Annotated in this window: 23 protein-coding genes; 8 read left to right on the top strand and 15 right to left on the bottom strand. The window is 57.9% G+C overall.

The features are described 5' to 3' along the window. Positions 1–281: 281 nt before the first annotated feature. The 4 genes from FGE05_RS13415 to FGE05_RS13400 form a co-directional block, all read right to left on the bottom strand. A complete protein-coding gene (locus FGE05_RS13415) occupies positions 282–674 on the bottom strand; it encodes a RidA family protein (protein WP_024778518.1) in 393 nt (130 codons plus the stop codon). Positions 675–1,628: 954 nt separating this feature from the next. After that, complete coding sequence (locus tag FGE05_RS13410; protein ID WP_139645603.1) at positions 1,629–2,399, bottom strand: molybdopterin-dependent oxidoreductase; 771 nt, start codon at positions 2,397–2,399, stop codon at positions 1,629–1,631. After that, entirely contained in the window at positions 2,396–3,037 is a 642-nt protein-coding gene (locus FGE05_RS13405; protein WP_373682473.1) for a cytochrome b/b6 domain-containing protein, read from the bottom strand. Before FGE05_RS13405 ends, FGE05_RS13410 begins: the two co-directional genes overlap by 4 nt. A gap of 48 nt (positions 3,038–3,085) precedes the next feature. Beyond that, complete coding sequence (locus FGE05_RS13400; RefSeq protein ID WP_139645599.1) at positions 3,086–3,697, bottom strand: hypothetical protein; 612 nt, start codon at positions 3,695–3,697, stop codon at positions 3,086–3,088. A 216-nt stretch (positions 3,698–3,913) separates the two neighbouring features. Between FGE05_RS13400 and FGE05_RS13395 the strand changes: the two genes are divergently transcribed. Together FGE05_RS13395 and FGE05_RS13390 are read left to right on the top strand one after the other, a co-directional pair. Next, on the top strand, positions 3,914–4,609 hold the full coding sequence (locus FGE05_RS13395; protein ID WP_139645597.1) for a heavy metal response regulator transcription factor: 696 nt from the start codon (positions 3,914–3,916) through the stop codon (positions 4,607–4,609). After that, the gene (locus tag FGE05_RS13390; protein ID WP_139645595.1) at positions 4,582–5,976 is read left to right on the top strand and encodes a heavy metal sensor histidine kinase; all 1,395 of its coding nucleotides are present in this window, start codon (positions 4,582–4,584) and stop codon (positions 5,974–5,976) included. Before FGE05_RS13395 ends, FGE05_RS13390 begins: the two co-directional genes overlap by 28 nt. Before the next feature lie 51 nt (positions 5,977–6,027). On the opposite strand, the gene FGE05_RS13385 is transcribed toward FGE05_RS13390, so the two are convergent. Further along, on the bottom strand, positions 6,028–6,534 hold the full coding sequence (locus FGE05_RS13385; protein WP_139645593.1) for a nuclear transport factor 2 family protein: 507 nt from the start codon (positions 6,532–6,534) through the stop codon (positions 6,028–6,030). Between the two features lie 78 nt (positions 6,535–6,612). Next, a complete protein-coding gene (locus FGE05_RS13380; protein WP_139645591.1) occupies positions 6,613–7,371 on the bottom strand; it encodes an SDR family oxidoreductase in 759 nt (252 codons plus the stop codon). A gap of 222 nt (positions 7,372–7,593) precedes the next feature. Between FGE05_RS13380 and FGE05_RS13375 the strand changes: the two genes are divergently transcribed. Further along, positions 7,594–9,051 carry an MFS transporter gene (locus FGE05_RS13375; RefSeq protein WP_139645589.1) on the top strand — a complete coding sequence of 486 codons (1,458 nt, stop codon included), beginning with the start codon at positions 7,594–7,596 and terminating at the stop codon, positions 9,049–9,051. A 1-nt stretch (position 9,052) separates the two neighbouring features. Here the strand turns inward: FGE05_RS13375 and FGE05_RS13370 are convergent, their stop codons facing one another. Next, positions 9,053–9,913, bottom strand: a complete 861-nt coding sequence (locus tag FGE05_RS13370) for a LysR family transcriptional regulator (RefSeq protein ID WP_055136981.1) — start codon at positions 9,911–9,913, stop codon at positions 9,053–9,055. A 118-nt stretch (positions 9,914–10,031) separates the two neighbouring features. Here FGE05_RS13370 and FGE05_RS30110 point away from each other — a divergent pair, with 118 nt between their 5' ends. Further along, positions 10,032–11,894, top strand: a complete 1,863-nt coding sequence (locus FGE05_RS30110; protein ID WP_257225644.1) for an NAD(P)-binding domain-containing protein — start codon at positions 10,032–10,034, stop codon at positions 11,892–11,894. A 196-nt stretch (positions 11,895–12,090) separates the two neighbouring features. Here the strand turns inward: FGE05_RS30110 and FGE05_RS13360 are convergent, their stop codons facing one another. The 6 genes from FGE05_RS13360 to FGE05_RS13335 all read right to left on the bottom strand — a co-directional run bounded on the left by FGE05_RS13360 (position 12,091) and on the right by FGE05_RS13335 (position 18,177). Beyond that, complete coding sequence (locus FGE05_RS13360) at positions 12,091–13,377, bottom strand: type II toxin-antitoxin system HipA family toxin (RefSeq protein WP_139645588.1); 1,287 nt, start codon at positions 13,375–13,377, stop codon at positions 12,091–12,093. After that, positions 13,370–13,687: a helix-turn-helix domain-containing protein gene (locus FGE05_RS13355; RefSeq protein ID WP_055136979.1), complete on the bottom strand. Its 318-nt coding sequence runs from the start codon at positions 13,685–13,687 to the stop codon at positions 13,370–13,372. The genes FGE05_RS13360 and FGE05_RS13355 overlap by 8 nt, the downstream gene beginning before the upstream one ends. Positions 13,688–14,066: 379 nt before the next feature. Further along, on the bottom strand, positions 14,067–15,089 hold the full coding sequence (locus tag FGE05_RS13350; RefSeq protein ID WP_139645586.1) for a histone deacetylase family protein: 1,023 nt from the start codon (positions 15,087–15,089) through the stop codon (positions 14,067–14,069). An 87-nt stretch (positions 15,090–15,176) separates the two neighbouring features. Next, complete coding sequence (locus FGE05_RS13345; RefSeq protein WP_139645583.1) at positions 15,177–16,109, bottom strand: glyoxylate/hydroxypyruvate reductase A; 933 nt, start codon at positions 16,107–16,109, stop codon at positions 15,177–15,179. Positions 16,110–16,111: 2 nt separating this feature from the next. Further along, positions 16,112–16,867, bottom strand: coding sequence for a class II aldolase/adducin family protein (locus FGE05_RS13340; RefSeq protein WP_139645581.1), 756 nt, complete (start codon positions 16,865–16,867; stop codon positions 16,112–16,114). Beyond that, positions 16,867–18,177 (bottom strand): MFS transporter, encoded by a 1,311-nt coding sequence (locus tag FGE05_RS13335; protein ID WP_055136975.1) that lies wholly within the window; start codon positions 18,175–18,177, stop codon positions 16,867–16,869. The genes FGE05_RS13340 and FGE05_RS13335 overlap by 1 nt, the downstream gene beginning before the upstream one ends. Before the next feature lie 152 nt (positions 18,178–18,329). On the opposite strand from FGE05_RS13335, the gene FGE05_RS13330 reads away from it, so the two are divergent. Then, positions 18,330–19,307 carry a LysR family transcriptional regulator gene (locus FGE05_RS13330; protein WP_139645579.1) on the top strand — a complete coding sequence of 326 codons (978 nt, stop codon included), beginning with the start codon at positions 18,330–18,332 and terminating at the stop codon, positions 19,305–19,307. 29 nt (positions 19,308–19,336) lie between these two features. Here the strand turns inward: FGE05_RS13330 and FGE05_RS13325 are convergent, their stop codons facing one another. After that, positions 19,337–19,837: an Lrp/AsnC family transcriptional regulator gene (locus FGE05_RS13325; protein WP_024778535.1), complete on the bottom strand. Its 501-nt coding sequence runs from the start codon at positions 19,835–19,837 to the stop codon at positions 19,337–19,339. A gap of 119 nt (positions 19,838–19,956) precedes the next feature. Between FGE05_RS13325 and FGE05_RS13320 the strand changes: the two genes are divergently transcribed. The 3 genes from FGE05_RS13320 to FGE05_RS13310 all read left to right on the top strand — a co-directional run bounded on the left by FGE05_RS13320 (position 19,957) and on the right by FGE05_RS13310 (position 23,651). Beyond that, positions 19,957–20,991 carry a histone deacetylase family protein gene (locus FGE05_RS13320; RefSeq protein WP_024778536.1) on the top strand — a complete coding sequence of 345 codons (1,035 nt, stop codon included), beginning with the start codon at positions 19,957–19,959 and terminating at the stop codon, positions 20,989–20,991. 49 nt (positions 20,992–21,040) lie between these two features. Further along, positions 21,041–22,093: an ornithine cyclodeaminase gene (locus FGE05_RS13315; RefSeq protein ID WP_139645714.1), complete on the top strand. Its 1,053-nt coding sequence runs from the start codon at positions 21,041–21,043 to the stop codon at positions 22,091–22,093. A gap of 142 nt (positions 22,094–22,235) precedes the next feature. After that, positions 22,236–23,651: an amino acid permease gene (locus tag FGE05_RS13310; protein ID WP_139645577.1), complete on the top strand. Its 1,416-nt coding sequence runs from the start codon at positions 22,236–22,238 to the stop codon at positions 23,649–23,651. A gap of 373 nt (positions 23,652–24,024) precedes the next feature. On the opposite strand, the gene FGE05_RS13305 is transcribed toward FGE05_RS13310, so the two are convergent. Further along, entirely contained in the window at positions 24,025–24,897 is an 873-nt protein-coding gene (locus FGE05_RS13305) for a LysR family transcriptional regulator (RefSeq protein ID WP_139645576.1), read from the bottom strand. Positions 24,898–24,916 lie beyond the last annotated feature (19 nt).

The raw sequence follows: 24,916 nt of genomic DNA, 5'->3' as shown, positions 1-24,916 counted from the left end.
ATGTGACTGGGGGCAAAATTGGGGGCACATTTAGCGTTTTTCAGCCTTAAAATACCGTTCTAGAGCCCTGTTAAAATGTTCTTTGGCGACCCTGAGAGTCTTTAGGTTTCGTCGGACAGGCTGTTCGGCTGATCATTTCTGCCTTTCCCGCTGCTGTTCACAAACGCCACGCAAGGACGTTCTCACACGTCTGCCGGCGCTGCGGGCGAGGGACATTTCAGATCTACTGCCGCTTAGATGGACACCCATCCAAGCTTATATTCACATGTCTATCAGAAAAATTATCGCCCTACGGCGACGCATTTGATCTCCACGAGAAGGCCGGGGCGAGCCAGCTCGGCGACACCTATGCATGTCCATGCACAAGTGCTCCTAGGAAAGACTTCATCTTTCACGCGTCTGAAAATTGGCATGTGGAGGTGCATATCGACGTGATACGTTGTCATTTCGACGACATCTGCAAATGTGCAGCCACCGGCTTCCAAGACAAGCCGAAGATTGTCCCATGCTGCCAGAAACTGCTGCTCAGGGTCTTCGATAACTGATAATTCGGGCGTCCGGCCTACCTGGCCAGCGCAATAGAGCGTTTTTCCTACCTTTACAGCTGGTGCATAACCAGCATGCTCGCAGAGCAATCTCATGCTATCTGGAACGATGATCTGACGATCAGTCATGATTGTGGAATCCAATATATAAACGGATACGAAAGCTGACCCATATGCCAGAGCGGCGTCCACTCGGGTCACACGCGGAATCTGAACAATTGACCCGCCACCTGCTTCCTTCGATGGGTAGGATAATCAGAAGCCCACAGTAATCGCCGAGCTGCATTCCCCGTAGAAATTCTAGCCCGCGGCGAAAGAGCTATCGAGAGCCGTCTGTTTCCCTCCTTCCTCTGAATCTGGCTGGTCGAAAAGATGGCTCAAGGCTGGAGAGGGTTTGCGGCGGTGCGAAATCCGAATATTGGGGGATCGCAGTGGCGCTCGCACAATCTCAATCGGCATCCAAGTGAGGGTTATCGCGGACAGAGCCACTGCAATGGCGAATGCATTCAGCCCTCCTCCGCAGATAACGTCAGAGGATATTTCGCTTTCTTCGCCACCAGAAGTACACGTGGCCCGGTCATCAAAGGACTTCAAGTAGAGCGGCCTATCCTCTTCATTCAGGCAACGCTGTTGGGTAACCTCACTGCTAGCCAAAACGCCTCGAACGGGGAAGTTGAAGTCCCCCCTATCCAGGCCACTGGCTCGCGTACCTGGCACTGATCGACCTGGTCTGCTCGGAGCGCTGTCCGCACGCTTGCGCCATGCCAACATTTGAAGCATTGCTTCCATCTCCGGTCGGCGTGACAAGTTCGCGGGCGAGTCTGATAACACCTGTGCGCTTGGTGTATCCGGCTGCTGCGAATGTGACCTGGACTGAGCCTGCATGAGGGAGCGGAAATCAGCGCCATTGGTAGGAGTTCGTATTTTGTTTTCTGAAGGCGGCAACACTGTTGGAACTGGCGGTACCGCAGAAATAGCGTTCATAAGAGCACCTCATACCATAGCTGATGTCATCACTTAATCTGATGTTCCTGCGTTGTCATGCACTACCAGGACGGAACTGCGCTACCTAGACCTGCCTCATCAGATCCCGCTGAACCAGTTATATCCCTGGTCTTCCCAGTACCCGCCCGGGTTGTCGTTGCTCACGACAATCTCGACAACATGCTTGGGGTTTTTAAAGCCTAATTTGGTGGGTACTCGAACCCTGAGGGGATAGCCATACTCGGGCGGCAATGCAATGTCAGCGTAATCCAGTGCCAGCAGTGTTTGTGGGTGTAAGGCTGTTGGCATGTCCAGACTGGAGTAGTAACGATCAGCACATTTGAAACCGACAAATTTCGCTGTGGTGTCGGCCCCGATGTGTTCCAGAAAGGTTTTGAGCGGTACACCTCCCCATTGCCCGATCGCGCTCCAGCCTTCAACACAGATCAAACGGGTGATATCGCTACGTTGCGGCAGCTTGCGTAAGCTTTCGAGTGTCCAGGGTGCCTTGTCCCTGACCCGGCCGGAGACGGCGAGCGAGTAACTTGCCGAGTCCACCTCTGGAATGTCGTCCTGACCATAGAATGCGTTGAACGGGAATGGCGTGGTGATCTGCGCCCTTGTGAAGGTCGGGGCCAGTTTCCGTCCACTGAACAGCCAGGCCTGGACCTGATCGTTCCAGCGCGACATGGCCCAAAGGACCTTGTCGACCTGATCACCGTCCTGCAAGTTGCAACCGGTCAGCATCGACATCGCGCCCACGGTCAAACCAGCACGAAGGAAATGGCGGCGCTGGATATTTTCCAGCTCAAGCTGTTGCGAAGGTTCAAGCCTGATGCGCTGAACAGTTCTTTCTTTGCGTTCAATCATGGCTTTTTTCCCCGGTTTTCCAAAGACCGCACACCACCTGTAATCATTGGCAGCAGGGTCCTGGGCACCAGCATTACCAACGCAAGATGAATCACGACGAATGCAGCAATCACCGCCATCGCCCCGAAATGTACATAACGTGCAATGTCATAGCCGCCCAGCAGCGCGACCAACGCTTGAAGTTGAATGGGCTTCCAGATCGCCACGCCCGAGATAACGACGAGTGCGCCTGCCACCAGCACCATCCAGTACATCAGACGCTGCACTGCGTTATAGACGCCTTTTTCATGCACCAGCCGTAAGCACAAAGCGTCCGTCAAGTCATGCTTCAACGCAGCAAGCCCTATGGGCAGCAACTCACGTTTGAAATGCCCACTGGCGAACCCATACAGCATATAAATGGCGCCGTTGATCAGCAGCAGCCACATGAATGCGAAATGCCATGCCAGCGCTCCACCCAGCCAACCGCCCACGGTCACTGCCAACGGAAACCTGAAGCCGAACAGTGGCGAGGCGTTGTAAATGGCCCAACCGCTCATGAACATGCAGGCCATGCAGGCAGCGTTGAGCAAGTGGGTTAGGCGAACCGGCCAGGGATGAAGCTTTTTCTGTCTCACGTGTTTCCCCTTGGAAGCCATCCATGTAGCGGAGCGTTGCCAAACGGCAGCGCCATGCCTTTCAAGTGATTACATCGGCGGTTGGAAGCCATCCTTGCCAACCGCAATGCCGCGCGCGGTGGTTCCATCTGCTGCCGGGAACACGACAATTTTCGTACCTTTGACCAGTTCATCGGCTTTGCCTGGCTCGACGTAGGCGATTGGCACATCATCCGGTACGACGATTTGTTTCTCGCCGCCCTTGTAGTTGACGGTCAATGTACGGCCGTCCGCCTTGGACAGTTTCCCCACGGTACCGTTGGTCATGGTGCCTGTGCTGCCATCCGCGTTCTGCCAACCGTAATGACCTTCGCCGCTGCCCTTGAGGCTGGAGTCGAATACCGTGACCTCCAGCGCCTTCAATGTTCCGTTGGCCTGAGGGATGGCCGCAGAACCAATGAAACTGTCGGATTTGATCGAGTCGATATTGGCCTTCGATACCCGGTTGATACCGGTCTTGTCTGTCAGTCCGATAGTCTGCTGAGCGCCAGAGCGGACAGTGAATGTCAGAGTATTGTTGCTGACGCTTTCCACCGTGCCACGCAGAGGTTTGATTACCGGCATGTCGGCCGCGGTGGCGATGACCGCAGCACTGAGCATCAACAGACCGAACGTGGTAGATAGGGCGTGTTTGCGTTGCATGGCGACGATTCCTCATTGGTTGATGTGCCGCCATCCTCGTCCGCAGACCGGGACGTCACGATGACCGCCGAATGACATTTTTGTCATTCGCCAGCCCCTTCCAATGAATGACAGAAATGTAACCAACTGCGCCGGCTCATCTCGTTACACTGCGCAGCCGATATACCGATGTCGCGGGCTGAATCCCGTCATGAAGAGACCCGAGCGCGCCTCACGATGCATATCCTGCTGATCGAAGATGACACCAAAACAGGTGAGTACCTCAAAAAGGGGCTCGGCGAGTCCGGTTACAACGTCGACTGGACCCAGCATGGTGCCGACGGCCTGCACATGGCCTTGCATACCACCTACGACCTGATCGTGCTGGACGTCATGTTGCCCGGGATCGACGGGTTCCAGATCATTGAGCTCTTGCGCGCCAGACAAGACGTACCCGTGCTGTTCCTCACCGCGCGCGACCAATTGCATGACCGCATTCGCGGCCTGGAACTGGGCGCCGATGATTATCTGGTCAAACCTTTTTCGTTTACCGAACTGCTGTTACGCATCCGCACCATTTTGCGTCGCGGAGTAGCGCGCGAAGCCGACCATTTCCACCTCGCAGACTTGGAGCTGGATCTGGTGCGGCGCCGCGTTACACGCCAACAGCAGGTGATCGTGCTGACCAACAAGGAGTTCGCCCTGCTGCATCTGTTTCTGCGCCGGGCAGGCGATGTGCTGTCAAGGACACAGATCGCTTCGGAAGTCTGGGACATGAATTTCGACAGCGATACCAACGTGGTGGACGTAGCGGTCAAGCGTCTGCGCAACAAGGTCGATCAGCCCTATCCGATCAAGCTGATCCATACCATTCGCGGTATCGGCTATGTCTGCGAGGTGAGGCCATGCGGTCCCGACGCCCACCCTCTCTGACCCTGCGATCGACCGTGGCGTTTTCCATGGTAGCGATGCTGGCCGTGGCCGGTGCGGGCGTCTATCTGTATCAGACGATGAAAGCCTCGGTATTGATATACAGCGATCATGCGGTCATGGGGCGTCTGGAGCACTTTCGTAAGCTGCTGCACTACGAACTCGCCATCGAGAAACTGCGCGACAGCCCGCAGATTTTCAAGAACATGCTCGACAGCGAAGACGACATATTCATCATCGAAGAACCCGGACAGCAACCGGTCATCCAGGTAAATCCACTCAACGTCACGTTGCCTGAACTGCCCGTGATCGGCCAGGATACAAAGCTGAGCGTCAGTGACCTGCGCAGCGGCGTGACCGACTCGGGAACAATGCTGCGCGCCGCCACCATCGTCACGACGTCAGGTGGGCGCGAAGTCCGACTGACGGCAGCGCACCTCATGGGCAAGGAAATGGCTATGCTCGCGGCGTATCGCGAACGTATCTACCTGGCCGTTGCCCTTGCCTTTCTAGCGACAGCGTTGCTGGGTTACCTGGTGCTGCGTCGAGGGCTGCGCCCGTTGCGAAAAATGGCCGCCCATGCGGCAGCTATAACACCCGAACGTCTCCACAGCCGCATGGACAGCGCCGATACGCCGGTTGAACTGCAACAACTGAGTGACGCCTATAATGCGATGCTCGATCGCCTTGCTCAGGGTTATCAGCGATTGACGCAATTTTCCGCGGACCTGGCCCATGAAATCCGCACGCCGGTGGGGTCGCTCATGGGGCATTGCCAAGTCGCACTACGCCAGCGCCGCAGCGAGGACGACTATCAGGCACTGATCGCGTCGAACCTTGAGGAGCTCGAACGGATCTCGCGCATCGTCGAAAGCATTCTGTTCCTTGCACGCGCCGATGAGTCGCACGCGGTGGTGGAGCGCCAGCAACTATCGCTCCATGACGAATCACAGCGCATTGCCGAATATTTTGAAGGCTTGGCTGAAGAGCGGCGAATGACCGTACAGATAACAGGCGATGGCAACGTGCTCGCAGACCCTTTGCTGCTGCGCAGAGCCTTGAGCAACCTGGTGGCAAACGCCGTTCGCTATGCCTACGAGGGCACCGAGATCCAGATGCGGGTGATGGAAACTCCCGGCGGAGCCCGCATTGAAGTGGAGAACCAGGGGCCTGTGCTGAGTGACGAAACCTTGGGCAAACTCTTCGACCGCTTTTACCGCGGCGATGCGTCTCGCCACCAGAACTCTGACTCCTACGGCCTTGGCCTCGCCATCGTCGTGGCAATCATGCAACTGCATGGAGGTCACGTGCGTGTCGAACAGCCAAAGCCCGGGATTATCCGTTTTACGCTGTCATTCCCTGCAGCTTGAACGACATCAGCGGGCATCGCTTGTCGTTCGCGGCTCTTACTGAACATCATGTCATCGCTTTGAAAGCGTACTCAGGCTCTGATGTTGGCTCACTGCGTACTTTTCATCGCCCGCTACGGGTACCCAATTTTTCAACGGTGTCAGGAAGTGCAGTTCAAAACGACGTGACAAGAACGCCCATCTTCCGTCCCGACGTTCAAACCTGTCGTGGTACAGCCCGCTGACTTGAACCGGGCCTTTTTCAATGTCATGAAACAGGCAATCCGCAGCTACCGTACCCGCCGCGCTGTCACCTTCGATTTCAATCAGCGGGTTAGCCATCCAGTGATGCATGTGTGGCATCTGTCGCCAGCTGTTTTGCGCCATCGCGAGGATTTCTTCACGGTCCCCGGCTTGGCCGAAACCCGGAAGATCCAGTGTCGATTCTTCATGCCAGATACCGCTCAGGAGCGACACGTCGATGCGGTCGAAGGCATTGGCGTAAGCGCTGATCAGCGACTCCAGAGCGACGCGGCTTTCCAGTGCGTCCAGTCGGAGAGTCAGTTCTTCAATGTTCATGATGAGGTTTCCTGCCGAGGCTTTGCAAAAGCGACAAAGGCAGCCCTTGTCAGGGCTGCGCTACGGTTCAACAAGTGTTCAGATCTGCGACAGGCCGCCATCGACCATCAGCTCCACACCATTCACATATTTCGCATCGGCAGACGCAAGGAACAGCGCTGACGAGGCGATTTCTTCAGGTTGGGCCATATACCCCAGCGGAGTGATCTGCTCGACGTGTTGGCGCAGCGCGGCAATGTCGCTTTCGCTCATCTTCAAGCCGTTATCCATCAGAGGCGTGCGGGTGAAGCCAGGGCTCAGAACATTCGCTCGAATTTTGCGCCCCTTGAGTTCGTTGGCCCAAGTCCTGGCGAAGGACCGCACTGCAGCCTTGGATGCGTTGTAGAGGCTCAGTCCTTCCATGCCATTGCTGGAACAGATCGAGGCCGTCAGCACGATCGAAGCGCCATTTTTCAACAACGGCATCAATGTCTGCACGGTAAAAAAGACCCCCTTCACGTTAATGTCGAACATGTTGAAATAGGCGGCCTCGGTGGTCTCGCCCAGCAGGTTCTTTTCGCAAATACCTGCGTTGGCAAACACTGAGTCCAGTTGATCGTTGCGCGCCTCAATCGTCGCCTTGAGCTTGTCTAGATCAGCCTGGCGGGCGACATCGGAAATGACCGCGACCGCCCTATCGCCAAGCTTGGCCACCGCCGCCTCCAGCGTAGCTGCCGAGCGCCCGGTGAGGTAAACGCGCTTGGCGCCCTCGGCAATCAAACCCTGCGCAATCGCAAACCCGATTCCGGTGGATGCCCCGGTGACGACGGCAACCTGATCAGCGAATTTACCTGACATATCTGACTCCTCAATCTCGGTTGTGTGGCTCGATTGGAGCCACAGTGCTGCCATTTTGCGAGGAGTCAGGGGCTGGGCGGCACTGCCATAAATGAACATTGGACGTTCATTTATGTGAGGCGTAAGGGACGGTTTGATCGTTTAGATTGGAGTCAGCTGATTCAGAGCATGACCCGCAATCGAGAATATTCTGGAACCGAAGGGTTCCAGGAAGGAGACCTTATGCCTCAGAAAGAAATCGCCCTCCCGGAACCGCGGCGCTGGTTGATGTTTGCCATCTTGCTAGTCGGTGCATTTTTACCGCCGCTGGATTTTTTCATCGTCAATGTAGCGCTGCCTTCAATTCAGCAATCGCTGGGCACGGCCTCCTCCGCAGAACAGTTGATCATCTCCTCGTATGCGGCGCTTTATGCCGTGACGCTGATTACCGGCGGACGACTGGGAGACATCTTTGGCCGCATAAGAATGTTCTTCGTTGGCCTGATTGGCTTTGCCATTGCCTCACTGATCTGCGGTGTCGCCGAGTCCCCCTGGGTGTTGATCGCCGGACGCTCGCTGCAAGGCGTGACGGCAGCCATTATGGCGCCTCAGGCACTCGCATCGGTGCAGGCGATATTTCCCGACTCCGAAAAGCCCTTGGCACTGAGCCTGTATGGCGCGGTCTTTGGTCTGGCATCGGTAGTCGGCCAGGCACTTGGCGGAATATTGATATCGCTCAATCTGATGGATTTGGGCTGGCGGGCGATATTTCTGGTGAATTTACCGATTGCGCTGCTGGTCATCCTGATCGCCATTCCTGTGGTCAAGGAAACACGCGCGCAACAGGCCAGCAAGCTGGATCTGGGCGGAACGCTACTGTCCATGGTGACGCTTGCGGCTCTGATCATTCCACTGATCGAAGGGCGCGAAGCGGGCTGGCCTTTGTGGGCCTGGCTGTCGCTTGCAGCGGTGCCGCTGCTGGCCTGGCTGTTCTGGCGCTACGAGGCCCGTTTGCATCAAGCGCAAGGCGTACCGTTGCTTGATCCTGCCGCACTGCGCGCGCCCGGGCTGGGCCGGGCTTTGCTCGTCGCGCTGACCTTTTACGCGATCGGCGTGTTCTTCCTGCTGTTTTCCATTTATTTACAGGGAGCGCTGCACACGAGCCCACTCAATGCAGGCCTCATCTTCCTTCCTTTCGGCGCTGGATTTTTGCTGGGACCGCTTTCCACCCCTCAGTTCAGGCGTTTTCTGGGGGCGTACGTCAATCCGCTCGGCATGGGGCTTGAAGTGTTGGGATTCATTCTCCTGGCCTGGCTCGTGGCGCACACGCCGATGTCCGTCAGCCCCGCTGCGCGGCCCCTTGCCGTCGTCCTCTTTCTGATCGGCTTTGGACAGGGGCTGGCACTCCCGACACTCATGCGCATGATCACAGGACGTGTGGCACCGATGTATTCCGGCATGATTGCGGGCGTTACCAGCTCCACCCTGCAAATCAGCACGTCACTGAGCGTGGCAATAATAGGCGGCATTTTTTACACCCTTCTGGGCACGGATACGAACGCGTCTGCCATCACCCACGCCTTCACCGTCTCCATCCTCTGCATCGCAGCATGCCTGGCGGTAGGCGCGGGACTAAGCCTGACCCTGGCGCGCCAACCTGCTGCAGAGCTGCAAACGGCGGCCATGCGCCCAGCAGAGTGAGTCAACCGTCTGCCTGATTGCCGATCATGATGGAGGCAAGGTCGGCAAGCGCACGAAGGCTGTCCATCTGGCGCATGTCCTGGTGGTAGCCCATCCATATGTCGCGGCCCGGTGGCGGCTCGTGCGAATCAATCAGCCTCAGCGCCGTCAATTGGTCGCCCAGGGCGCGGGGCAATACGGCAACACCCTGCCCCTGCGCGCACATTTGCGCCTGGACTGTGCGGCTGCTACTGGTGAACACGGTACGCGCCAGAGGGTAACGCTGCTGCAGCCACTGCACATCGGGATAATGAGACTGGGCAACACTCATGGTGATCAAACCAACCCCTTCGCCCTGTGGCTCGGGGTCAGCAGTTCCGACGGCCGTGTATAACCCGTAGCTGAGGGAAATCAGCTTGCGGTGAACAATATCGGGTTCGGTGAAAGGGACGATTCGAAACGCGATATCGGCGTCGCGACGAGCCAGGTCAAACAATCGATGCCCAGCGATAACCTCAGGCACGATCAGAGGGTAACGTCGCCCCAGTTCACTCAGGACGGGGGCCAGCACATAGCAGGCAAACCAGTCAGCGCAAGAAATGCGCAGCACACCTTCTGGCTGTGCGCTGTCGCCCGCCAGTCGCCTTTCGATGGCCAACGCACTTTGCTCCATTTCCTGCGCCAGGCTGAGCAGTTTCTCGCCGCTGTCGGTGAGTACCAGACCCTGCGTGGTGCGCAGGAAAATGGGCTGGCCACTGGACTGCTCAAGCACCTGCAAGCGCCGCCCCACGGTCGGATGGCTAACACCCAGCAGCTTGGCGGCAGCGCCCAATGACCCGCTGCGGGCAATCGCGAGAAAGACCCGCACATCACTCCAGTCCATGCCCTGCCCCCGTACAAAAATGAACAGTGAGAGTGCAGCAATGGCAGTGCCGTAGCAATCCCACGCCCGACATACTTGTCTGCATTCACCTTCGTCGAATAGCAACCGGGGACTGTAAATGAACATTGGTTTTATCGGTGTGGGAAGCATGGGCAGAGCGATCATTCCACGGCTCGTCCGGGCTGGCCATCACGTCTCGGCATGGAACCGCAGTCACGCTTCGATCATGGACCTTGAAGGCATCAGCGTTCTCGAATCGCCGGCCTTGGCATTCAAGCAAGAGGTCGTCATCAGCCTGCTGGCCGATGACACCGCCGTCAGGGAAGTGCTGCTGTCCAGCGCAGCTCTGGAAAATGCGGACAGGGCCTGCGTGCACGTCGTGATGTCGACCTTGTCGCCTTCGCTCATGTTGGAGTTGCAGGACGTGCATGATGCGATCGGCATGGCGTTGATCGCGGCACCGGTTTTCGGTGTGCCCGCCGTGGCGGCCAACGGCGAATTGAATATCCTGGCGGCCGGATCGCAGGCGGCTGTCTTGACGGCTCAACCGCTGTTTGACCTGCTCGGGAAAAAGACCTGGTACCTGGGCGATCAGCCTGAGCACGCGTGTATCGCGAAAATCGCTGGCAACATGATGATCACGCAAGCCATCCAGTCGCTGGGCGAAGCAAGCGAACTCGTTCAGCGCCACGGACTCAGCCCCTCGATTTTCATCAACCTCATGACCCAGACCCTGTTCGCCTGCCCTAGTTACCAACGCTATGGGCAAAACATCGTCAACCGCAGTTTTGAACCGGGTTTCAAACTGTCTCTTGGTCTCAAGGATATCAATCTGGCTATTGATGCGGGCCGTCTCAAGGACCTGGAACTAGCTGCTGCGGAAGCTGTGCGATCGAAAATGACCTCGGCGGTGGCCCGGGGGGACGGCGACAAGGACTGGTCGGCTTTCGCTATGCAGACCGCTAGCAGGTCAACCGATCATGCCGCGCAACCCTGGCGAACCGCACCGGTAAAACGCTCGCGGCGTGGCAACTTCTGGGTGACCGGAGCCCGCATCACCCATAACGGTAAAAGCTTCCAGAAAGGTCCGATGTACGTAGCCTGGGAAGCCCCCGAGCACATCACTCAAACCTATCCCGTGGTGCTGGTACACGGTGGCACGCTTCAGGGCACCGAGTGGCTGGATACCCCCGACGGTCGCCCGGGTTGGGCGCAGCGGTTCCTCGAAGCGGGCTTTGTAGTCTTCCGCGTCGACCGACCGGGTCACGGGCGATCGCCCTATCATCCCGACATCATGGGGCCGATGGGGCCCGCATTTTCCTATGAGCGCGCCCGCGAAGTCTACTTTCCAGAGGGAGGCGGAGAAACGCAGTGGCCGTTTGAGCCGGATGACGAAGCAGCATTTGACGCCTTCATTGCAGCCTATGGTCCTATGCCGGCTGACCTCGCAGCTTCGCAGGCTCTAGACGCGGATCGACTGGCCGAATTGCTCGACAGAATCGGTAAGGCCATCATCGTTACGCATTCTGCTTCCGGGCCCAGTGGCTGGTTGGTCGCCGATCGTCGATCCGACCTGATCGCAGGGATTGTGGCGGTGGAGCCTATGGGTCCGGTCTTTGGCCACACGCCGGGTATAGGCAGCCTCGAATGGGGACTGACCGCCGCCCCTTTGACCTTTGATCCGCCTCGCAAGACGGCAGAGCAAGTCCGCACAGCAGAACCATCAACCCTGAAAATTCCCGGATTGCAGGGCATTCCGGTAGCGCTGGTGACCGGCGAGACATCAGCGTTTGCTTCTTACGCATCCAGCATCGTCCCTTTCCTGCGAAATGCCGGTGCCAACATTCACCACCTGGATCTACCGGCACTGGGTATTCACGGCAACGGCCACGGATTGATCTATGAACGCAATTCCGATGCGGCTTTCAAGGTAGTCACGCAGTGGCTGGAGAAATCGTTGGGCATGCCCGATCCCGCGTAAAGCACCTGTTCAGGTTCTCCGTCCAATCATGAAAGGACCCAGGGATAGGTACAAACAAGCCCCTTAGAATGGGCCTGTCCCGTGACAACGGACACCAAGACGCTGGTTATCCAGCCTTGTGCCTCAAGCCTTTGGCATATTCGTTCGCAGAACAGCAGCCCACACACCCGGCGCGAGCGCCCGCTCCTCCCGATCTTCAATGGCAACCGCTGCCCGCATGGCCACGGTGTAACCGAGCTACGTTCTGATCGATGCGGCCTTGGATCGTGCGCAAGGTGTCTTGAGTAATAACCTGTGGGTAGAGGTTTTCGGCGATGCTTGCAAACCGGCTCGCCACATCGCAAATGCCGTCAATCATTCTGCCGGCAACGTCCGGTGGCACCTCGGCTTCCTCGGCAAGCCGAAGCATTTGCGTGCGAGAAATCGACAGGGCTTCCCCCATCACATCCATCTGGTGATATCCACTTGGCCCCTCGCAGAAGGTCACGTCGTAAGCCGGCGACAATCTCCATTGACCGTCTTGCGACATGATGTAGGCAAAGTTCTTGGGATGATCGTCTCTGTTGTTGAACGCTACATTGAAGACCGCACGTTCGAAGGCCACCGCCATCTCTCGCACATCGTTGGTACACATCTGTGTTGCCCGCAAGAAGTTGACGTAGTCCAACACCCCTGGAGACCGGTAATTTGCCCCCGTGAAGGCCGCGAGGCTTTGCATGGGTACGCGCAGACCATCGCGACGGTCAAATCGCTTACTGGCAAACGCCGCCAACCCATCAGGCAGACTGAAGTACTGCGTGTCAGGGGTCTCGATACCGCACATGCGCATGCATTCGGCGTAGACCATTTCGACAGCGCACACCTCTGCATGCTCTTCTTTGGCCGGGAACTTGACCAGCCATGCTTCAAAACCCGCCGTCACGGCAGTGGTAAAACGGCCAGTTTCGGGATCGCGATAGACGAGGGCCTTAGGCCTCGCACCTTGAGGCGAGCCGCCCACCAGCAGCAACGTCTGCAGGAACTCGCCACCGTCTCCATGGAGTACTTCCTGCACTTCGGCGGCAAGCTGCTCCAGCGGGATATGGACTTCAGACGTCTGCCCTTCTGGTGCCACGGGTTCAAACGTCATGGCCCCCATTGCATTGCAACCGATGTAGGCCAGCCGTTCCAGTGAGCCGATACGCGCCGTGGTGAGCCCGCGGCGCCTGAACATACGGTCCATCAGCAACATACCCCACCCGTCCGGCAAGGAGTCGTAAACAGGCCCTGGCAAGTACAGTTGGTGATCTGGAAAATCTCGGCGCAATTGAGCCCCCTCCAACGGGAGCGTGTAGGAGGACAGTTCCAAGCCCCTTTGCCTGGCTTCATTGCTGTACTCGAACACGATCAGCGGGCGCCCGGTCAGGGCAGTCGTGGAGACCAGCGTGCCCCATTGCCATCTCTCGCCCCAGCCCTCGTAGAAGACGTTCACCTGCTCAAGCATTGCCGGGCTTCCTCTTTGTACGAAGACGATTGGCGCTGTTTTCGTAACGCCGAATATCTTCAATGCTGTCCAGCTTTGGCAGGAACAGGCCTTCAAGTTCCTTGGTTCGGCCAAGAGCCATTGCCACCCGAACGACGTTCTCGAATCCGACATTGCGCCCGGCTTCAAGGTTGGAGACTGTGTTTGTGCCGATGCCGGCACGTCCGGCCAAGTCGGCTTGTGTCATGTCCCGCGCCAAACGCTCTGTGCGCAAGCGATCGCAGAGGCGCTTGACGACCTCACCCGGCTTACTGAAGCTTAAATCCAACATAGCGTGTACCTAGCCCATTCTTTGCCGGTTAATCCACAAAATTATAGAATTAACGTTCAGCTCCTATCAAGCAACTTAATTCCCTAATCCTGTGCCTTATCGCCCAATTTCTAGCTTTGAATACAACTTAATGGATTTATCTATCATAGCGCCAACAGGCAGGGATAATTATTGAGAGCCGTTCAGAACCGTACTCTGGGTGAAGGCTTGCCTTCTACCCAAGCCCAGGGCGCGTTGGGGCAAAAATGGGGGCAAGCTAAATGATAGGGTTGCGCCCGATCACTACTGGAGACAAAACGCCCGGCATTCAGGGTTGCGGTAACCCTCGTTGTTCCCGAGCTGGAAACCGTGCGGGTCAATCAGCCCGGGCGAATGACTATCAGCGCGAAGCGGTCAAGCCGTTGAAGAACCGCGCGGCGTTTTCATCGAGAGTGGCGATGTCGTAACCGCCTTCCTGCACCACTACGCACGGCAGGCCCAGCGCCTTGATTCGCTGCCCCAGCATCCGGAAACCTTCATCGCTAACGGAGACCTTGGACTGCGGGTCGTTTTCGTAGATATCAAAGCCTAGCGACAGCACCAGTACGTCCGGGGCGAAGGCGCGTAAGGCAGCCTCTGCCTGGTCCATGCAGGCGAAGAAATCCGCCTCGCTGGAGCCGTGGGCCATCGGCAAGTTCAAGTTGAAACCCTTACCTCGGCCAGCGCCGGTTTCGTCGTCGAAGCCGGCCACTACCGGGTAAAAGTTGGTGGGGTCGCCATGGATCGACACGTAGAGCACGTCATCGCGGTCGTAGAAAATCTCCTGGATACCCTGACCGTGGTGCATGTCAGTATCCAGCACCGCGACTTTGGCGAAGTTGCCTCGCAACACCTGGGCAGCAATCGCCGCATTATTCAGAAAACAGAAGCCGCCAGCGCCTTCGGCACGAGCATGGTGTCCCGGTGGACGGCACAGTGCGTATGCGGCGTCATCGCCTTCGATAATCGCCCGGGCGGCGGCTATCGCACTTTGCGCTGACCAGTAAGCGGCCTGCCAGGTGTATTGGCCAATCGGGCAACTGCCGTCGGCCAGGTAGCGGGCGGTCTTGCCCAGGATTCCGCGCAGCGGATTGCCCTCGCGAATGAAAATGTTCGACATTACCTCATCGCCCCAGTCCTCAGGCACCTCGTGCCATTGCTGGTAAGCGCTGCTCAGGTATTCCAGATATGCCGGACTGTGCACCGCGGCCAGTGGCGCCAGACCGGAGTCGGCAGGTTCCAGCAGCGGGTAGCCGAGCTTCTTGACCACCGTCAGCAGCGGGTCGATACGCGCGGGGATCTCTAGCGGCTCGCGCATTTGCCCACGCGACAGGTAGGAGCGTGGATGGTGCAGACGCTGTGCCGGATGGAAAAATGTTTTCATGGATGACCTCATGCCAAGACAATTCAGAATGCACACGCCTCGCGCCGACAACGCAGCACGCAACGCAGTGATTAGTTCTCTGTCCGCTCAATAACCCTGTATGGGATCGACCAGATTCTTCAATGCCAGTCCCGCCGTCAGCCGCGAGACGTTGTCGGCGACCTGCTGGGCGATGCATTGATCCGAGGCGGCAGACGCCATGTGCGGTGTCACCCATACCCCAGGGGTGTGCCATAGCGGCGAATCCGCAGGCAGCGGTTCCTGTTCAAACACATCAAGCAAGGCGCCACGCAGTTGTCCGCTGGCCAGGGCCTGTTGCAGGTCCAACTGGTTGAGGTGCTGGCCACGTCCGCAATTGATCAAGGCGCTGCCTCGCGCCATGTACTGGAACACCTCGCAGCCCAGTACACCTTGTGTGGCGGCGGTCAGCGGCAGCAAGTTGACGAGCACATCCAGCTCCGCAAGAAACTTCTGCAGCGCGGACGCTCCGCTGAAGGTGTTCACACCGTCGATTACCCGAGGCGTGCGAGCCCAACCGCGCACGTCGTAGCCGGCCTCGGCCAGCCGCGTGGCCACCGGTGCCCCGATCGCTCCGAGGCCCATCACCCCGACCTTGAAGCCTTGCGCACGGCGCTGCAGCGGACGTTGCCAGCGTTGCGTGGCGTTGCCGGTTATGACCTGGTCGAAGCCGCGGTGAAAGTGCAGCACACCCCAGTGCACGTACTCGCTCATACCCTGGGTGTGATCGGGGTCGACGACCCGACATACCGGCAGCGCGGGGTCACGCGAAGGGTCCTGGGCCAAATGATCGACACCCGAGCCAATCGAATACACCAGGCGCAAGTTCGGTAAGGCACCGAGGCTGCCCGCTGGCGGGAACCAGCACACCGCGATCTGGGCCTGCTGTGCGCCTGGGTCTTCAGGGCGCAGCACCTGCAAGTGCGGCGCATGGCTGGCGAACAGTCCGGCCAGCCAATCGGTCAACGCCGGGTTCTGGCACAACAACACGAGACTGGCCATGGTCAACTGCACCAATCGGCGCGCTGCTCGTCGATCAGACTGAGCGCGGCCTGCCAGGCCAGATCAATGATCCCGTCGATCCCGTCACGGCTGAACTGCGCAGCAGTGTGGAGGCATACGGCTTCGTCCGGGACGTTCAGCGCCACCCCGGCGGACATCGCCTGGATCTGCGCCTGGCAGGCGCGCTCCAGGAAGTAGATCTCGTGGAACGCCGCAGCCACGCTGCCACCGGCCGCGAGCAGGCCGTGGTTACGCAGGATCATCGCTTTGTGCGAGCCCAGATCGGCGATCAGCCGCTCGCGTTCCTCCAGCGATAACGCGATGCCTTCGTACGTGTGATAAGCCAAGTTGCCGTAGAACTTCAAGGCATGCTGGGTCAGCGGCAGCAGGCCGTCGCGCTGGGCCGCCACTGCCATACCGCTCGCGGTGTGGGTGTGGATGATGCAGTGCAGGTCCGGGCGCGCTTCATGGATGGCAGAGTGGATGACGAATCCGGCGGCGTTGACCTTGCCATCGTTGTAGCTGCTTTCGACCAAGTTGCCTTCCAGATCGATCAACACCAGATCGCTGGCGCGCATTTTTTCAAACGCCACGCCGTAACGGTTGATCAGAAAATATTGCTCCGCCCCCGGTACACGCAGGGTGATGTGAGTGTCGATCAGGTCGGTCATACGGTAGTAAGCGATCACGCGATACAGCGCTGCCAACTCGCAGCGCGACTGCCATTCGATCTCTGACATCGCGAGGGGTTTGCTCATCATGCAACTCCTTGGCTGGTGGACAGGCTGACCGGGTTGGTGTTGACGCTGCGCAGATGCGCCAGCCCCAACACCCCAGTCAGCGACATCAGGGCCAATACGCTGAAGAACAGCGCCAAAGGCACCCATTGCCCCGTGAACTGAGCGGCGATGAAGGTGCCTATCATCGGTGTCAGGCCTCCGGTCAAGCCACTCCCGAGTTGATAGGCTATGGAAATACCCGAATACCGCACCCGCGCCGGGAACGCTTCAGCCATGTAGCCGGCAATCACTGCATACAGCGCCGCCAGCAGGATCACAGCCAGGGCAATGCCGGTCGTCATGTAGAAGAGGTTGCCGGTCTGTACCAACAAAAACATCGGATACGGCACCACGATACACAGCGACGCCACCCACCTGAGGAACCGTCCTTCACCCAGCCGCTCGGCCAGCAGTGCCGAACAGGGTTGCGAAAGGAACTGCAGGATGGTGACAACAAACAGGCAATCCAGGATCGTGGTTTTGGCGATGCCCTGATACTGGGTGACGTAGGTGATCATGAAGGTGTTGGTGAAGAAGAAACCGCCCGAACCGATGGTGACGGCCAGTGCAGCGAACAGAATGTTCTTCCAGCCAGTGCGCAGCACTTCCATTACCGGGCTGTCAGAGGTCTGGGCGCTCTCCTTGACCTCGGCGAACTCTGGCGATTCAGGCACACCGAAGCGAATCGCCAGACCGACTATCATCAGCACGCCGCTCATCAGAAATGGAATGCGCCAGCCCCAACTCATCAGGGCTTCCTGTTCCATTTCACTGATCAGGCGAAATGCAATCAGCGCCAGCAACAGGCCAGCAGGGCTGCCCCATTGGGCGAACGAAGCAAAAAACACTTTGCGTCCCTTGGGCGCATGCTCGCTGGCCATGAGTACCGCGCCGCCCCACTCGCCGCCGACTGAAATACCTTGCAGAAGCCGTAGCAACACCAGGCCGACGGGCGCCCAGATGCCTACCTGGGCGTAAGTGGGCAGCAAGCCTATACCGGTCGTCGCAACGCCCATCAGCACGATGGTCACCAGCAGCATTTTCTTGCGGCCCAGGCGGTCACCCAGATGGCCGAATACCATCCCGGCGAACGGCCGAGCGATGAAGCCCACAGCGAAGCTGCCGAACGCGGCCATGGTGCTGAGCATCGGGTTTTCACTGGGAAAGAATAGTTGCCCCAACACCAATGCCGCAGCGAAGGCATAGATGTAGTAGTCATAGAATTCGATGGTGGTGCCGATAAATGCGGCGGCTGCTGCACGCCGTGGCGTGGAGGTTTTGCTGGTCATCTGAGGCTCCCGGGAATCATTGTTATAGGCAGGAGATAGGTCATGCTTGAGCATGAAAATCGCACTCTCACGGTGCATTGCTGGATGGTGCGCCAAGCCCTATGCTAGGAAAAGCTTCTAATCTAAATACTTGAGTATAAGCCTGAGCAATAATGACTCCCTCATCGTCTGGTCTTCAGCGGGACCCCGAAGCAAAGCGTTTTCTCAATGATCGCCTGGACTGGAACCTGTTGCGCACCTTCCTGGTTATCGGCCAGGAGGGCAGCATCAGCCGGGCCGCTGCCCGTCTGCACTTGAGTCAACCGGCAATCAGTCAGGCGCTCAAAAGACTGGAGGAGCAACTTGCCAGTGAGCTGGTAGTGCGTCGCGGGCCTCGCATTACGCTGTCCAAGGCCGGTGAGGAAGTCATGCAGATCGCTGCGGAGATTTACGGCACGATCTCCCGTTTAGGCCCGGCGCTGGATGCGCCTGCCGAGTTGGTCACGGGTAAAATCAGGCTGCTGACCATCAGCCGTATCCAGTCTCGCACCTACGATGAATTCCTGGCGCAATTCCACAATGAGTTTCCTCAAGTGGAACTGGAAGTTGATGTGCTGCGCAGCTCGGATGTGATCAGCGCGCTGCTTCAAAAGACCGCGTCTTTCGGTTTGAGCCTGTGCCGAACACCACAGCCCCGCCTCGAACAGCGGGTGATGCTGGAACAGCGATATGCGTTTTTCTGTGGGAAGCGCCATCGGCTGTTTGGTCGCAAGAACCTGACCTTGTCAGACCTGCAAGGCGAAAATTTCGTGAGTTTCACCAGTGACCAAATCGGCGGCAATTTATCGCCGCTCACAGTGTTCAGGGATCAGCAAGGTTTCACCGGGCGCATTGTTGCGTCCTCGCCCAGCCTGGATGAAATCTTGCGATTGGTCGCTGCCGGATATGGCATTGGCTGCCTGCCCGAACACATTGTCGCCGCTGATGTGCAAGCCGATGAAATCTGGCGCCTGCCGCCCTGGGAGGGCGTCAGCGATGTGAACGTCTATTTGCTCTGGAATCGCGAACAAAAGATGACCCGCGCCGAGTCGGTCTTTCTGGAGCGCTTCCAGCAGATGCTTATGACGACGGACGTGGCGGGAAGGTTTTAGCGCCTTGTTCAGCCCAGAACATCCGATATTCAATCCTTGCTCAATTTGGGTATGGCCATACGGCTACCCGCTTTGATTTCGCGCAAAGCCAGACTCGACTGAATAGACGCGATACCGACCTGGCGCCTCAGCACTTGCTCGATAAAGTCGCTATAGCTATCAAGATCCTCGGCCAACACTTGAAGTACGTAGTCGGCATCTCCGGTGATCTTGTGGCAGGCCAATACCTCTGGCAATTGCGCAATCACTGCCTCGAAGGCGTCCGGAGCGTGATCGGCATGGGTGGAAAAGCGAATGTGCACGAATGCCATGATATCCAGCCCAAGCATTCGCCGATCAAGGTTGGCTTGATAGCCCTTGATGACGCCCGCCTCCTCCATTCGCTTGCGCCGCCGCCAGCACGGAGTAAGGCTCAACGACAGCCGTTCACTGAGTTCGGCATTGGAAATGTTCGCGTCCTCCTGCAACAACTCAAGAATAGCCAGATCGGTTTCATCGAGACTGATGCGCTTGGATATTTTTTTCTGCATGACGCCACTCCTGAGTAAAAATTCCCGAATAATCCACCGAACCACGAAAACAAAGCAAAGAAAGTGCAGCCCGGCCGGAACAGAATATTTGCACTGGCTTACATTAACGGATGCGCAGAATGTTTACAGTTTTCAGTGATTCCCACCGGTTGCACCACGGCACCGAATTGAAAGACGGTGTGCTCAAACCGTCTTTCGAACAGCCGAGTCGGGCCGACACGGTGCACAACCGCGTCAAACAGGTCGGCCTTGGTCAGATCATCGAACCGCGCGCTTTTGACCGCTCGTGTTACGTCAACGCACACAGCGAGCGCTACGTCAGTTTTCTGGAAAATGCCTGGAGCGAATGGTGCGCAACCGGTCGCACTCACGACGCCTTGCCGCTGGTATGGCCAGTGCGCGATCTGGCCGGCGAAGAGGTGCCAACGTTCATCGACGGCAAGCTCGGCTTCTATGCCATGGATGCCGGCTCACCCATTACCGCGACGACCTGGCAAGCCGTGAAAACCAGCGCCGATATCGCCCTTACCGGCCTGGCCCTGCTCGATGAAGGCCACGACAGTACCTTCGCCCTTTGCCGCCCGCCTGGCCATCACGCCGCGCGCGAATACATGGGCGGTTATTGCTACCTCAACAACGCCGCCATTGCCGCGCAACAGGCCATTACCCAAGGCGCCAAACGTGTCGCGGTGCTGGACGTCGACTTCCATCACGGCAACGGCACGCAGAACATTTTTTATCAGCGCAGCGACGTCATGTTTGTGTCGCTGCACGGCGAACCGACGGTGTCCTACCCGTATTTCTCGGGTTACAGCCACGAAGTCGGCTCGGGTGTCGGCGAGGGTTACAACCTCAACTATCCCCTGCCGAAAAACACCACCTGGGAGAGCTACCGCAACGCCCTGCTCCACGCCTGCAAAAAACTCCAGCAGTTCTCGCCGCAAGTGCTGGTGATTTCCTTGGGAGTCGACACGTTCAAGGACGATCCCATCAGTCACTTCCTGCTTGAAAGTGATGACTTCATTGGCATCGGAGAACTGATCGCGAGCGTCGGCTGCCCGACGCTGTTCGTGATGGAGGGCGGCTACATGGTCGATGAAATCGGCATCAATGCCGTCAACGTACTGCACGGTTTCGAGAGCAAACGCAGCTGAGCCACCCGCGCTCTACAGCCTTTCAATGTCTGGATCGGAGAATAAGAACATGACACTTTTCATAGATGTCGATGATGCTGCACGCCTGTTCACCCAAGTCGGTATCCGCCGCGCCATCCGCGAAATGGCGGGCTACATCGAAGCCGACTACGCACGCTGGGCGCAGTTTGATAAATCACCGCGCACGGCCAACCACTCAACAGACGGCGTGATCGAGTTGATGCCGACCGACGATGGCCAGCAGTACTCGTTCAAATACGTCAACGGCCACCCCAACAACGGCCAGCGAAACTTACTGACGGTCATGGCCTTTGGGCTTCTGGCGGATGTGCAGAGTGGCTATCCCACCCTGCTTAGCGAACTCACCTTGACCACCGCCGTGCGCACCGCAGCCACCTCCGCGTTGGTCGCGCAATCACTGGCTCGCCCCGGTGCGACCTCGATGGCCCTGATCGGCAACGGTGCCCAAAGTGAATTTCAGGCGCTGGCCTTTCATGAAATGTTGGGCATCAACGAAATCCGTATTTTCGATATCGATCAAGAAGCGTCCCTCAAACTGAAGCACAACCTCGCGGCGTACCCGGACATCGAAGTGATTCTGGCCAGCTCGGTGAAGGACGCGGTCAAGGGCGCGGACATCGTCACCACAGTCACCGCCGACAAAGCCTACGCAACCATTCTGACGCCCGAGATGATCGAGCCCGGCATGCACATCAATGCGGTCGGTGGTGACTGCCCGGGTAAAACCGAACTGCACGCCGACATCCTGCGCAACGCCCGGGTCATCGTCGAGTTCGAGCCGCAAACCCGCATTGAAGGCGACATTCAGCAACTGGAAGCCGATTCCCCGGTAATCGAATTTTTCCGGATTGTGCAAGGCGAAGTGGCCGGACGCGAAAACGATGTGCAGGTGACGGTGTTTGATTCGGTGGGCTTTGCCTTGGAAGACTTTTCGTCATTGCGCTATCTCAACGACCTGGCTCAGGCACAGCACATCGGCCAGCGCGTCCATCTGGTCCCGACGCCGGCCAACATCAAAAATCTCTTCCAACTCCTCGATCCGCCGCTGGCCAAAGCCTCGCGTCTACGCACCGTCAGTTGATCGGTAATGGCCGCCCTCGCCACTTGGCGAGGGGGCATTCAACCTCCAGGCATCGTCTTGATTAGCCGTTGCCTCTCTAACAAGAACGCTCGACACCTACTTTCTGCCAAAACTCAAAAACATAAAATCAAGAGGTTTTGTAATGAAATCGAACCCTTCCGGGCTGCTTGAACAGCCCGCGCTGCAGCGCACGCTCAGCAATCGTCACATCCAGTTAATGGCCATGGGCGGTGCCATCGGGACCGGCCTGTTCATGGGCTCCGGAAAGATCATCGCCCTCTCCGGGACGTCGATCATCCTCATCTACATGATCATCGGTCTGTTCGTGTTTTTCGTCATGCGTGCCATGGGCGAAATGCTCCTGTCCAACCTCAACTTCAAAACCTTTGCCGACTTCGCCGGCGCCTACCTCGGCCCGCGCGCGGCGTTCTTTCTCGGCTGGTCGTACTGGCTGAGCTGGAGCGTAGCGGTGATCGGCGACGCCGTCGTGGTCGGCGGATTCTTCCAGTACTGGTTCCCTGATGTGCCGGCGTGGATACCCGCCGTCGGCATGCTGGCGACACTGTTCGCATTGAATGTGCTCACGGTCAGGCTGTTCGGTGAGGTGGAGTTCTGGTTTGCGATCATCAAGATCATTGCCGTCGTGACCCTGATCGGCGTCAGCACCGTGCTGATTGCCAGCTCCTTCGTCTCCCCCAGTGGCGTCACCGCATCTCTGAGTCACCTGGTGGACAAACAGGCGGCTTTCCCTAACGGCTTGCTTGGCTTCTTCGCCGGATTTCAAATGGCGATCTTCTCCTTCGCCGGCACCGAGTTGATCGGCACCGCCGCCGCTGAAACCCGCTCGCCGGAGAAGACTCTGCCCAAAGCCATCAACTCGATTCCGCTGCGGATCATCCTGTTCTACGTCCTCGCGCTGAGCTGCATTATTGCCGTGACATCGTGGCAACAGGTTTCCCCCGTCAAAAGCCCTTTTGTCGAACTGTTCCTCGTCGCCGGGTTCCCCGCCGCGGCCGGTATCGTCAACTTCGTGGTCCTGACCTCGGCGGCCTCATCGGCCAACAGTGGCGTATTTTCATCGAGCCGCATGCTGTTCGGGTTGGCGAATCAAGACAACGCTCCGGGTATTTTTCGGCGTCTATCGGGCAACAGCGTGCCTCTGCTGAGCCTGGCCTTCACTACACTATTGATGCTGCTGGGTGTGCTCGTGCTGTTCATCGTTCCGGAAGTCATGACGGCATTCACCATCGTTTCCACCGTGTCTGCGATTCTGGTGATCTTCACTTGGTCGACCATTCTCGCGTCTTACATTGCCTACCGCAAAAAGCGTCCTGAGCTTCATGCCAAATCTGCGTACAAGATGCCAGGCGGCGTCCCAATGGCATGGTTCTCAATGGCTTTTCTGGGCTTCGTTCTCTGCCTGCTGGCATTAAGACCTGACACCCGCGTTGCCCTGTTGGTCATGCCGGGGTGGTTCATATGGCTGGCAATTGCTTATCAGCTAACACGTAGGAGCAAGCCTGAAACCGCAGTTGAGTCGGCAAGTCAATTCGGTTGAGCCGCTCTAACGGGGCCTCTGCGCTGGAGGGCTGTAACAAAGAGACAGCCCTCTATTTTGAATCGCTGAGCAGAAGCTGTAGTGGCCCCGGCGGCCAATTGAAGAGGGAGGTTCTGGGTCCAACCAGCCTATCGAGACCAGCATACCGAGGCGCACTGAATAACAGCCACTGCCGCACTGGAGTCCGTCGGTGATCGCCATTCGCGATCACTCGCACACCCGATGTGAATGGGGGCAAGACTGGGGGCATATCAACATTTTTCTCAAGCTCAAAACCCCGTTCCAGAACCCTGTCAAAATGTTCTTCGGGGATCCGGATAGTCTCTGAACCCATACCAGCAGCGCAACGCTTCATCTGGAAGGCTGCGGATCCCTACCCGCCTTTCTCCCAGAAATCTTCGGCAGCCTGGCTGAGCACTGCTTTTGGGCGGGTCAGATGAATTTCCAGGGGGATATCCCAACTTTCGTCGAGCGCTCTGACCAAGCGCCCATCCAGGACTTCCTGCTCGGTGAGGCTCTTGGGCAACCACGCCACACCTTTGCTTTCCAGGGCCATGGACATGAGTACCGCTGCAAGATGACTGCTGAAAAGTGGCTTGAGGTGAAGGTAGTCTTCCTTGCCACGCAGTCTGTGGGCGACGATGCGCCCCAGTCCGGACTCATGGGTGTAAGCGAGGTATGGCAACGTCGCAGGCGAGGTACCGAAGTGAGTGGAAGCACTCGCGAGAGGCACGAGAACGTCCTCACCGACCTTCTTGCTGATGAACTGGTCAGGCGCCAGTAAAGGCGGAACGTCCGGATGGCGATGGCAGAGCAGAAACTGAACCTGACCATGTATCAGCATCTGCTCACAGGCAGCCATGCTGTCTGAGTGCAGCTTCACGGCCTCAATTGGGGCGCCATTTTCTGAGCTTCGAAGCCACTTGGGGAAAAAGGTAAATGACAGCGAGTGAGTGGCCGCGAATTGCAGCGACCTAGCTGCCATGCCAGCGACCTCTTGCGCCTCGTTGCGCATTCGATACAGCTGCCTGGCCGCTTCCTGAGCGCTGGGCAAAATCTGCCGGCCTGCCTCGGTCAAGGTGGCGCCTTGTGGCGTGCGCACGAACAACTCCACCCCCATCCAATTCTCCAGCGAACGGACTCTGCGACTAAAGGCCGGCTGAGTCACATGGCGTGCTTCAGCCGCGCGGACAAAGCTGCCGTACTCCGCCAGTGCTGAAAGATCTTCGAGCCAGACGAGTTCCAAGGGGCCATGCCTCCTGTGC

Source organism: Pseudomonas sp. ICMP22404, assembly GCF_006227205.1.
GTDB lineage: Bacteria > Pseudomonadota > Gammaproteobacteria > Pseudomonadales > Pseudomonadaceae > Aquipseudomonas.
Note: the sequence above shows the minus strand (reverse complement) of the source record. Positions and strands in the feature narration are given on the sequence as shown.

Coding starts and splice junctions, on each gene's coding strand:
- FGE05_RS13320 (WP_024778536.1), top strand. CDS start 19,957: ATGTTTACAGTTTTCAGTGATTCCCACCGGTTGCACCACGGCACCGAA.
- FGE05_RS13315 (WP_139645714.1), top strand. CDS start 21,041: ATGACACTTTTCATAGATGTCGATGATGCTGCACGCCTGTTCACCCAA.
- FGE05_RS13340 (WP_139645581.1), bottom strand. CDS start 16,867: ATGAGCAAACCCCTCGCGATGTCAGAGATCGAATGGCAGTCGCGCTGC.
- FGE05_RS13350 (WP_139645586.1), bottom strand. CDS start 15,089: ATGAAAACATTTTTCCATCCGGCACAGCGTCTGCACCATCCACGCTCC.
- FGE05_RS30110 (WP_257225644.1), top strand. CDS start 10,032: ATGAACATTGGTTTTATCGGTGTGGGAAGCATGGGCAGAGCGATCATT.
- FGE05_RS13395 (WP_139645597.1), top strand. CDS start 3,914: ATGCATATCCTGCTGATCGAAGATGACACCAAAACAGGTGAGTACCTC.
- FGE05_RS13345 (WP_139645583.1), bottom strand. CDS start 16,109: ATGGCCAGTCTCGTGTTGTTGTGCCAGAACCCGGCGTTGACCGATTGG.
- FGE05_RS13405 (WP_373682473.1), bottom strand. CDS start 3,037: ATGGCTTCCAAGGGGAAACACGTGAGACAGAAAAAGCTTCATCCCTGG.
- FGE05_RS13380 (WP_139645591.1), bottom strand. CDS start 7,371: ATGTCAGGTAAATTCGCTGATCAGGTTGCCGTCGTCACCGGGGCATCC.
- FGE05_RS13325 (WP_024778535.1), bottom strand. CDS start 19,837: ATGCAGAAAAAAATATCCAAGCGCATCAGTCTCGATGAAACCGATCTG.
- FGE05_RS13385 (WP_139645593.1), bottom strand. CDS start 6,534: ATGAACATTGAAGAACTGACTCTCCGACTGGACGCACTGGAAAGCCGC.
- FGE05_RS13390 (WP_139645595.1), top strand. CDS start 4,582: ATGCGGTCCCGACGCCCACCCTCTCTGACCCTGCGATCGACCGTGGCG.
- FGE05_RS13335 (WP_055136975.1), bottom strand. CDS start 18,177: ATGACCAGCAAAACCTCCACGCCACGGCGTGCAGCAGCCGCCGCATTT.
- FGE05_RS13355 (WP_055136979.1), bottom strand. CDS start 13,687: ATGTTGGATTTAAGCTTCAGTAAGCCGGGTGAGGTCGTCAAGCGCCTC.
- FGE05_RS13410 (WP_139645603.1), bottom strand. CDS start 2,399: ATGATTGAACGCAAAGAAAGAACTGTTCAGCGCATCAGGCTTGAACCT.
- FGE05_RS13370 (WP_055136981.1), bottom strand. CDS start 9,913: ATGGACTGGAGTGATGTGCGGGTCTTTCTCGCGATTGCCCGCAGCGGG.
- FGE05_RS13330 (WP_139645579.1), top strand. CDS start 18,330: ATGACTCCCTCATCGTCTGGTCTTCAGCGGGACCCCGAAGCAAAGCGT.
- FGE05_RS13415 (WP_024778518.1), bottom strand. CDS start 674: ATGACTGATCGTCAGATCATCGTTCCAGATAGCATGAGATTGCTCTGC.
- FGE05_RS13310 (WP_139645577.1), top strand. CDS start 22,236: ATGAAATCGAACCCTTCCGGGCTGCTTGAACAGCCCGCGCTGCAGCGC.
- FGE05_RS13400 (WP_139645599.1), bottom strand. CDS start 3,697: ATGCAACGCAAACACGCCCTATCTACCACGTTCGGTCTGTTGATGCTC.
- FGE05_RS13360 (WP_139645588.1), bottom strand. CDS start 13,377: ATGCTTGAGCAGGTGAACGTCTTCTACGAGGGCTGGGGCGAGAGATGG.
- FGE05_RS13375 (WP_139645589.1), top strand. CDS start 7,594: ATGCCTCAGAAAGAAATCGCCCTCCCGGAACCGCGGCGCTGGTTGATG.